General features: G+C 68.0%; 8 protein-coding genes. 2 read left to right on the forward strand and 6 right to left on the reverse strand.

The window, feature by feature from the left end; translation table 11 throughout:
- Positions 1-146 precede the first annotated feature (146 nt).
- Together AAHM44_RS24100 and AAHM44_RS24105 are read left to right on the forward strand one after the other, a co-directional pair.
- The gene (locus AAHM44_RS24100; protein WP_184168643.1) at positions 147-548 is read left to right on the forward strand and encodes a hypothetical protein; all 402 of its coding nucleotides are present in this window, start codon (positions 147-149) and stop codon (positions 546-548) included.
- A 149-nt stretch (positions 549-697) separates the two neighbouring features.
- Entirely contained in the window at positions 698-979 is a 282-nt protein-coding gene (locus AAHM44_RS24105; protein WP_342251578.1) for a hypothetical protein, read from the forward strand.
- 307 nt (positions 980-1,286) lie between these two features.
- Here the strand turns inward: AAHM44_RS24105 and AAHM44_RS24110 are convergent, their stop codons facing one another.
- From AAHM44_RS24110 to fliF, 6 genes are all read right to left on the reverse strand, one after another.
- Positions 1,287-2,000 (reverse strand): flagellar hook assembly protein FlgD, encoded by a 714-nt coding sequence (locus tag AAHM44_RS24110; RefSeq protein WP_342251579.1) that lies wholly within the window; start codon positions 1,998-2,000, stop codon positions 1,287-1,289.
- A gap of 12 nt (positions 2,001-2,012) precedes the next feature.
- Positions 2,013-3,455, reverse strand: a complete 1,443-nt coding sequence (locus AAHM44_RS24115; protein WP_342251580.1) for a flagellar hook-length control protein FliK — start codon at positions 3,453-3,455, stop codon at positions 2,013-2,015.
- 75 nt (positions 3,456-3,530) lie between these two features.
- A complete protein-coding gene (flhA, locus tag AAHM44_RS24120; protein WP_269576139.1) occupies positions 3,531-5,612 on the reverse strand; it encodes a flagellar biosynthesis protein FlhA in 2,082 nt (693 codons plus the stop codon).
- 37 nt (positions 5,613-5,649) lie between these two features.
- Positions 5,650-6,975, reverse strand: a complete 1,326-nt coding sequence (locus AAHM44_RS24125; RefSeq protein WP_269576138.1) for a sigma-54-dependent transcriptional regulator — start codon at positions 6,973-6,975, stop codon at positions 5,650-5,652.
- 17 nt (positions 6,976-6,992) lie between these two features.
- Entirely contained in the window at positions 6,993-7,346 is a 354-nt protein-coding gene (fliN, locus tag AAHM44_RS24130; RefSeq protein WP_342251581.1) for a flagellar motor switch protein FliN, read from the reverse strand.
- Between the two features lie 10 nt (positions 7,347-7,356).
- Positions 7,357-8,964: a flagellar basal-body MS-ring/collar protein FliF gene (fliF, locus tag AAHM44_RS24135; protein WP_342251582.1), complete on the reverse strand. Its 1,608-nt coding sequence runs from the start codon at positions 8,962-8,964 to the stop codon at positions 7,357-7,359.
- Positions 8,965-9,184 lie beyond the last annotated feature (220 nt).

A 9,184-nucleotide genomic window follows, 5' to 3' on the forward strand; every position in this document is an offset into this window, starting at 1 on the left:
TTTTCCCGTGTCTTATTGGCCCCTCCCGTGGCGGCGGGCCCCAACGCCCGGGCCTCCTTTTTTTGTGCCTGTTGGGTCGGTTTCGGCGCGTTCGCGCGTCTATAGTGGTTGACGCCTCTATAATGATCCTAAGAGGAGAATAGGTCTTGTTTCCCAGGATCAGAGAAATCACGGATGCGTTCGGCGGCCGCCTGCAGGTGAGCGTCGAGGAGCATCCTTCAGGGGCACTGGTGGTGCTCGAGCGGCCCGACATGCTCGGCCGTCCGCGCGTGATGCTCGACGGCTACGGCGTGGACGTGCTCTCGGGTTATATCATGTCGGCGCGCCTCGCCGTGCCGGATACGCTGCCCGACGAGCATATCGACGGCGTCTTCGCCACGCGTTTCCGCCTCGGCCTGGATCCCTGCGCGGCGCTTGCACTCACGCAGTCGAGCGGCCCGGCCCTCGATATTCCCGCGCCGTTCTGGGATCGGCTCTATGCAGAGCTCTGCCTGGTCGCGGCGCATGCACGCGAACTCGGCCGGCGCGCCGAAGCGCGTGTCCATTGATTCCGCAAAAACACATACGGGCTTGCCCGTACTACGCCCGGGGCCGCGTTTGCTGCATCTAGGGTACAAATTCCACACGAACGGGTCAGGGGTGACAAATGGGCGTTGGTGAATTGGCGTTTGGTACAGGGGTTTCCGCCAGCTACACGGTGACGCTTTCGTTGACGGTGGAGGACGCCCGCACGCTGTGGGCAGCCGCTGCCGAGCGGGCGCTGGCTGCACCGGGGATGACGCTGGCGGACGTGCTCGACACGATCGGGCCGCGCGAGGATCCGTCGATTGCGGATTGCATTGCTATGCTGACGGCGCCGGCGGCGCTGCCGGGCTGCACGCTGGACGGCTATGAGGTGCTGGACCCGGACATGGGCCTGGCTCCGGCACAGATCATCCAGCTGCCGACGCAGCCGCTGCTGCGCGCCGCGCTCGGCTGATCTTCCCGAACTTGTGAAACGGCAACGGGGTCCTTCGGGGCCCCGTTTTCGTATGTGCCGCCGATATCGGCGGACGGTTGATATGCGGCTGATCAAGGGCCGTGCCGTCTGCGTCGCGCACAAAAAAGAGCGGCCCGGTGGAGGAGGAACCGGGCCGCTCTATTTTAAGCGAAAGGAAAACAGGGCGCCTGGGCGCCGGCAGAGAGGCGGACGGATCGCGAGGGGATTGATACGTCCGCCCGCCTCTCTTCTTTCATTATAGAGGCCGGGAAGGAGCCTCCCAAACGTACGCCCCTCAGGAATTCCCCTAGGCGCCGGTGTCGGTGCCAGTGTTGGTGTCGGTATTGGTGGCCGGGGCGGTGCCGATGCGGATGAGCTTGCTCGAATCCACTTCGTTGCCGTTCACCGTCACCAGGACTGCGCCGTTGGCGAGCTGGACGTCGTTGACCACGCCGATGCTGTGCACCGTGGTGTTGGTGATCTCGCCGCCCGAGGCGTCGAGTGCCTTGATCGACAGCGAATACTTGCCGGCGGGCGCCTCAGTGCCGGTCGAGGTCAGGCCGTCCCAGGCGAGCGTGCCCTGGTCGCCCTTCACTTCCACCGTGCGCGTATCAACCACCTTGCCCGAGGCATCGGTGATCGTCGCGACGATCGAGGTGGCGGTGCGCGGGGTCGTCCAGCTCCACTGCGCGGCCTGGGTGTCGCTCAGGCCCGAGATGGGCGAGTCCACCTCCACCGCGCGGCCGATCAGCGACGAAGCCTGAGTCAGGTTCTGCGTGCCGAGCGTCGACAGGATGTCCTTGAGCGTCGAGGTCTGCGCCATCGACTGCTCGACCTGCGAGTACTGCACCAGCTGCTGGGTGTACTGGCTGGTGTCCATCGGGCTCAGCGGATCCTGGTTCTGCATCTGCGTGGTCAGCAGCTTCAGGAACATCGTGAAGTCGGCGTTCAGCCCGGTGCTGTTCGCGGTCGCGGTGCTGTTGGTCGCAGCCGTGTTGGTCGTGTTGGTGACGGTAGTCATGCTGGTGCGCTCCTAGGCGAGGAGATCGACCTGCCCGTCGCCGCGGATGCTGCGATAGGCGGTGTCGTTGGTGTCGGTTTCGTCATTGCCGGCAAGCTGGTTGCCGGAGGCGTTCTGGCCCTGCTGCTGCTGCGACTGCGCGTTGCCGCCCTCGCTGCGGCTCTCGAAGCGGAAGCTCTGTGCGTCGGTGCGGATCCCTGCCTGGTCGAGCGAGCGGCCAAGGTCCGGCATGTCCTGGCGGAGCAGGTCGAGCGCATGGGTGCTTTCCGCGCGCACCGTGGCGTGCAGCTTGCCGCCGTCGTCGAACGACAGCGTCACCTCGACCTTGCCGAGATTGTCCGGGCTCAGGCGGACGCGCAGCGTATCCTCGCCGGCCTCGACCTTGCGGGCGATCTCGACGCCCATCTGCTGGCCGAGATGGCCGGGCCGGGCAACGACGACCGGCTCCGCTGCGACTGCCGCGGGAGCGGTCTGAGCGCGAGCCGGATCGGTGGCGGCATGCGTGGGTGCGGCATGCGACGGAGCGGCGTCCTGGCGCAGCGTGAACGCCGGCGCCTGGCCGCGCTCGTCGCCGCTGGCTGCATTGTCGTTCTTGCCCTGTTTGCCCGTGATGGCGGAGACCGCGCCCGAGGCCTTGTCGGCCACGGTTGCGGAATTGGTGCCTGGCGTGTCGAAAGCAGCGGTGCGCGCGGCATCGGCCTTGCGGCCGCCGATCGTGACTTCGCCGATCTGGCGTGTGGCGGAGGGCTGCGGCTTCACCGCGACTTCCCCGCGTACCGGCGCCTGGGCGATCGCGACTGCGGCCATGTCGCCGGCCAGGGGCGCGGCATCCGGCGTTGCGGCGGGATCGATCTCGCCTTGCTTCTCCGCACCGTCGGTCTGGCGCGAGCCGCGCTTGACCGGAATCTTCGGAGCATCGGCGGGCTGCTCGGCCTGGACTTCGACCTCCGCTTCGCCCTGCGGCTTGGCGGGTACGCCGGGCTCGGGCGCAGGCTCGGCGAGCACGGGCTTGGAACCGGCTGCGGGCTTGGCATCGACGATCGGCGCGGACGGCTTGTCACCGGTGGGAGCCGGGGCCGCAGGCTCCGCCGTTACCGGCGCCGCAACGGGTACCGGCATCATGTCGGCTTCCGGCTGCGCCTCGGTGGGCAACTGCACCACCGGCGCGGCTGCAGTCGGGGCCGCAGCGTCAAGCGGGGCCTCGGGCATCGCCACGGGGGCACATGCCGCCGGCGCCAGCGGCGCGGCGGTGGTGAGCAGTTGCGCCATGCTCAACGGCGTGGCGGGCGCAAGCGTGTCGTTCGCGGCGAGCGGCGGCGTGAGGCCGTTGGCCGGCGAAGCGGCGGGGTTCGCCGGCGCGCCGAGCAGCGCCGCGAAGCCGATGCCACCGGCTGCGGGAATGGCGCCTCCTGCGCCGAACAGACCCGTAGGAGACCCGATCGTGTTTATCTGCATTCAGGCGCCTCATGGGCGGGCATCTGGGCCCGCAATATTCCTTATAGGACGGTCTCGGCCACTAGGGTCGGGACCTCATCCAATTGTCCCGAGCGCACGGATGCGGGCGCGGGAATGGATCTCGTTCTGCGACAGCACGACGGTGGCCGGACGGACGCGCTCGATGATCGAGCGGACGAACGGGCGGATCGCCGGGCTGGTCAGCAGGCAGGGGATCTCGCCGTCCTGCGCCAGCCGGTCATAGGTCTCGCGGACGTGCTGGATGAACTTGTGCAGCGAGCTCGGCGCCATCGCCAGCTGGCGGTCGTCGCCCTGGCCCAGGATGCTCTCGGCGAACTCCTGGTCCCATTCGGGCGACAGGGTGACGACGGGGATCGCCTCGCCGCGGACCTGCGACGCGCTGATCTGACGGGCCAGGCGCGAGCGGACATGCTCGGTCATCTGGGTCAGGTTGCTGGTCAGCGGCGCAGCCTCGGCGATGCCTTCCAGGATCGTCGGTACGTCGCGGATCGAGATGCCTTCGCTCAGCAGGTTCTGCAGGATGCGCTGCACGCTCGAGATCGAGACCTTGCTGGGCACGATGTCCGCAACCAGCTTCTCGGAGTCCTTGTGGACTTCGGTCAGCAGCTTCTGCGTCTCCGAATAGGAGAGCAGGTCGGCGATGTTGTCCTTCACCAGCTCGGTCAGGTGGGTGGTGATGATGGTACCGCACTCGACCACGGTCAGGCCGCGGAAGCCCGCCTCGTCGCGCAGCTCGCGATCGATCCACAGGGCGGGGAGGCCGAACACCGGTTCCGTGGTCGGCTCGCCGGGCAGGCCGGCCGGGCCGCCGCCGGGGTTGATCATGAGAAGCTTGTCGATGCGGATCTCGCCGCGCGCGGCCTCGGTTTCCTTGATCGTGATGACATATTCATTGGGCTTTAGGCCCATATTGTCGATGATCCGGACCGAGGGGAGGACGAAGCCGAAGTCGGTCGCCATCTGGCGGCGCAGCGCGCGGACCTGGTCGTCGAGGCGCGGCTCGCGCTCGGCCTCGTTGATCATCGGCAGCAGCGCATAGCCGATCTCGATGCGCACCGCGTCGATCGCCAGCGTCTGCGAGATCGGCTGCTCGACCACGGCGGCGGCGGCCTGCTCCTGCGCGACGGCGAGCTTCTCCATCGCGGTCTTGGCGGCGGCGTTCCTGCTCATCTTCCACGCGGCGAAGCCCGAGGCGGCCGAGAAGATGGCGAAGGGCAGGAAGGGCATGCCGGGCATGATCGCCAGCGCGCCCATCAGGAACGAGACCATCCCGAAGGCCTTCGGGTAGCGGCCCATCTGCTCGCTGAGCGCCGAGCCGGTCTTGCCCTTCACGCCGCCCTTGGAGACGAGCAGGCCCGCCGCGATCGAGATGATCAGCGCCGGGATCTGGCTGACCAGGCCGTCGCCGGCGGTCAGCACGGTATAGGTGTGGAACGCCTCGCCGATCGGCACGCCGTGCGAGACGACGCCGATCGTCAGGCCGACGACGATGTTGACCGCGGTGATCAGCAGGCCGGCGATCGCGTCGCCCTTCACGAACTTCGAGGCACCGTCCATCGCGCCGTAGAAGCCGCTCTCGGCTTCCACTTCGGCACGGCGGGCCTTGGCCTGGTCCTCGTTGATCATGCCGGCCGACAGGTCGGCGTCGATCGCCATCTGCTTGCCGGGCATCGAGTCCAGGCTGAAGCGCGCCGCGACTTCGGCGATGCGCCCGGCACCCTTGGTGATGACGACGAAGTTGATGACGATCAGGATGATGAAGATGGTGAGGCCGATGATGACCTCGCCGCCCATCAGGAACTCGCCGAATGCCCCGATCACGCCGCCGGCGGCGTCATGGCCTTCATGGCCGTGGGTGAGGATCAGGCGGGTCGAGGCGAGGTTGAGGCCGAGCCGCAGCATCGTCGCGACAAGCAGGATCGTCGGGAAGGCGCTGAGTTCCAGCGGCTTCTCGATGAACAGCGCCGTCATCAGGATCATCACCGAAACGGTGATCGACAGGGCGAGGCCCAGGTCGAGCAGCCAGCCCGGGATCGGCAGGATCAGCATCGCGATGATGGCGATCACGCCGACCGCGAGCGCCATGTCGCGGTTGGCGCCGATCCTCTGCATGAAGTTCACGATAACGGGAGGCATTCTGCTCTCACTTTATTTGGGGTCAGCGTGAAACGGCTCAGGCCGCGGGCGGCACGGCGATGCCGCCCTCGATGAAGGTGCGCAGCTTGTTGCGCATCGTGCGCACCGAGATGCCCAGGATGTTCGACGCCGAGGTGCGGTTGCCCTGGCAGCGCTCCAGCGTGCCGAGGATCAGCTCGCGCTCCACCTCTTCCACCGTGCGACCGATCAGCCCGTTCACTTCGATGCGGCCATCGGCGACCGAGGGCAGCGACACGATCGCTTCCAGCGGCGAGCCGTCGGCGCGGGTCAGGTCCTCCGCCTCGATCTGCTGGCCATGGGCCAGCAGCGCGGCGCGGTGGATGCACTCGCGCAGCTCGCGGATGTTGCCCGGCCAGCCATAGGCGCGCAGCACCGCGATCGCCTGCAGAGAAAGCGGGCGGGCGGGCAGGCCGTCCGCCTGGGCGAACTCTTCCATGAAGTGTTCGGCCAGTCCGGCAATGTCATCGCCATGCTCGGTGAGCGGCGGCACCTCGATGCGGGCCAGGCTCAGGCGGACGAGCAGGTCCTCGCGGAAGCTGCCGGCTTCCACCGCCAGCTCCAGGTCCATGCTGGTCGAAGCGATCAGCCTTGCCTCGAAGGGCACGTCCTCTTCGCCGCCGAGACGGCGGAAGCGCTTCTCGATCAGCGCGGCGAGCAGCCGGGCCTGGGTGGCCGGGGCAAGCGCGCCGACTTCGCGCAGGAAGATCGTGCCGGTGCGGGCACCCTCGAGGCGACCGACGCGGCGTGCGGCGGCGCCCGGAAAGGCACCGGCCTCATGCCCGAACAGTTCGGATTCCAGCACATCGGCGGCAACGCCGGCGCATTCGACCGAGACGATCGGATCGGCACGGCCCGAAAGCCGGTGGATCTCGCGCGCCATCGTTTCCTTGCCGCTGCCCTTGCCGCCGCTCACCAGCACCGGCGAGCCGCTCGGGGCGACCGCGCCGGCCAGCGCCATGGCGCGTTCCAGCACGGGATGGCCGCCGATGCGCACCTGGCTCTGGCGCTCGACCACCGAAGCGATGGCCGCGGCGATCAGCTCGCGCTGCGGGGGCAGGGGAACATAGTCACGGGCGCCGGCACGGATAGCCGCCACCGCACGCTCGGCCGGGGCCGAGATGCCGCAGGCGAGGACCGGCACGACGAAACGCTCGGTGCGCAGGTCGCCCAGAAAGCCGACCACGTCTTCCAGCACGTCGATCATGACGAGATCGGCGCCCTGTTCGCGCAGCGTCTCCAGCGCGGGGGCGGGGGCGTCGGCCATGGTGACCTCCGCGCCGGCGCCCTGCGCCAGCTCCGCCGCCCGGCGGAACTCGCTGCCCGGCGCACCGATCAACAACATCCGGATGGGGCCCATGCTCAATTCTCGGCCCGCACGATCTCGGTGAGCGTGACGCCCAGCGCGTTGTCGATGAGGACGACTTCGCCGCGGGCGATCAGTCGATCGTTGACGAAGATGTCCACCGGCTCGCCGACGCGGCGGTCGAGCTCGACCACGGTGCCGGCACCCAGATGCAGCAGGTCGCCGATCGGCATGCGGGCACGGCCCAGCACTGCCTGCACCTTCACCGGCACGTCGTGCACGGCTTCCAGGCCCTCGACGCCACCCTGGTGGATGTCAACGCCGCCATGGGTATCGAAGTCTTCGAACACCGGCGCGGGCTGGTCGGCCGCGGTATCGGTGGGGATGATGTCGTGGGGTTCGATGTCCATGGTCATAATCCTATGCGTTCATCCACTGACGGATCACCGAGGCCGCTTCGGGCGGGCTGGCGGAGATCGCGTCCCCGATGCGCTTGAGCGCGGAGAGCTTGATGCGGCCGTCGACCTGGGCCAGCGCGATCTCCTGATCGAGCTGCGGCACGTCGGACTGGCTCATGTTTTCGAGCTGGGCCATCGCTTCGGTGTCGCCATCGGCGGCACGCTCGGCGAGCGCGAGCATCTCGGGCGAGTGCGTCGGCAGGGCAGGTGCCGCCTCGGCGAATTCCAGCGCGGGTGCTGGCTTCGGCTTCAGCATGCGCAGCGCCACCAGGCCGACCACGCCGATCACCACCAGCTGGAGCAGGCTCCAGATCCGGTCCATCGGCAGCGACGACAGGAAGCTGCTCGTCGCGTCGGCGGGCGTGTCGTCGGTGTTGAACTTCATGCTCTCGACGACGACGCTGTCGCCACGCTGGGTGTCGGCACCCACGGCATTCTCGACCAGGCGCTGCAGGCGATCGATCTGCGGCTGGGCCAGGCCCTTATCGCCGCCATCCACCATCACCGCGACGCTCAGGCGCGTCACCTTGCCCGGGGTGCGGACGGTGACCGTCTTGGTCGAGCTGTTGTCGTAGGTCGTGTCTTCCGAAGTCTGGTTGCTGCCCGACTGGCGCGAGGCGCCCGGGGTGTTCGCCGCGCCGATCTGGGCGGCGGGCAGCTGGTTGCCGACCGAGGCAGTCTGCGGACCGGCATCGGTCTCGCGGTTCTGCTCGCCGGTCTCCACGCTCACCTGGCGCGAGATGACCTGCTTGTCCGGATCGAAGACGTTCGATTCCTCGCGCGACTGGTCACGGTCGATCTGGGCCGAGACTTCGGCGCGGACCTTGCCCTGGCCGACGATGGGCGCGAGCAGCGCCTCGATCTCGTCGCGCAGCTTGGCTTCGACGGCCTGCTGGCGCTCATCGGCGTCGCCGGCACTGGCGGTGCCGGGGTCGCCGGCACGGGCGAGCAGGGCGCCGGTCTGGTCGACGACCGAGACGGCGTCGGGCGAAAGCTCGGGGACCGAGGAGGAGACGAGGTAGCGGATCGAGGCGACGGTCTCGCTGGGGATGCGGCCGCGCGTCTTGACGGTGACCGCCGCGGTCGCCTTGCGGCTTTCCTCGGCGAACATCGCGCGCTCGGGCATCACGATATGGACGCGGGCGCCGGTGACGTTCTGGATCGTCTGGATCGACTTGGCGAGCTCGCCTTCGATCGCGCGCGTCTCGTTCATCTTGGCGCGGCTGGCGGAAACGCCGAAGGGCTGCTCTTCGTCGAGCACCTCATAGCCGATCTTGCCGCCCAGCTTCTCGCCGGCCAGGCTCATGCGGAGCTCTGCCAGCTTGTCCTGCGGTGCCATGATCGAGGTGCCGTCGGCCGAGAGCTGGAACTCGACATTCTGCGCCTTGAGCTTCTCGGTGATCGCCGAGGCGGCCGAGGGGTCAAGGTCGGTATAGAGGAAACCCATGCTCGGGTTCGAGCCGCGGGTAGCGACGAAGGCGAGGGCGGCGAGCAGCGCAAGCGCCACGCCTCCCATCAGCATCAGCCGCTTGGGCCCGATCTGGCCTACGAGATTTTTGATCGCTTCCAATGTCGCCCCGTGGGTAGAACTGGTGGGGCGGATGCCCCTTGCGATCATTATAGAGGGGTGGGGGAGGCGGCAGTTTTTGCCGGGGGAAATTTTTGCCTAGTCGGTTGTGCCGGCTGGCTTTCCCGAATCAAAAACCCCTCCCTGGAAGGGAGGGGGCAGGGGTGGGTGGATGCTTGGCGATGCGGTTACGGCGCCGCATGAGGGTGCCGTAAAGCCTGGC

The sequence above is a fragment of the Sphingomonas sp. OTU376 genome (assembly GCF_038440415.1).
Lineage (GTDB): Bacteria > Pseudomonadota > Alphaproteobacteria > Sphingomonadales > Sphingomonadaceae > Sphingomonas > Sphingomonas kyeonggiensis_A.

What these genes read in the sequence shown, in the direction of transcription:
- AAHM44_RS24110 (WP_342251579.1), bottom strand. Translation starts at nt 2,000, where the DNA reads ATGACTACCGTCACCAACACGACCAACACGGCTGCGACCAACAGCACC.
- AAHM44_RS24115 (WP_342251580.1), bottom strand. Translation starts at nt 3,455, where the DNA reads ATGCAGATAAACACGATCGGGTCTCCTACGGGTCTGTTCGGCGCAGGA.
- flhA (WP_269576139.1), bottom strand. Translation starts at nt 5,612, where the DNA reads ATGCCTCCCGTTATCGTGAACTTCATGCAGAGGATCGGCGCCAACCGC.
- AAHM44_RS24125 (WP_269576138.1), bottom strand. Translation starts at nt 6,975, where the DNA reads ATGTTGTTGATCGGTGCGCCGGGCAGCGAGTTCCGCCGGGCGGCGGAG.
- fliN (WP_342251581.1), bottom strand. Translation starts at nt 7,346, where the DNA reads ATGGACATCGAACCCCACGACATCATCCCCACCGATACCGCGGCCGAC.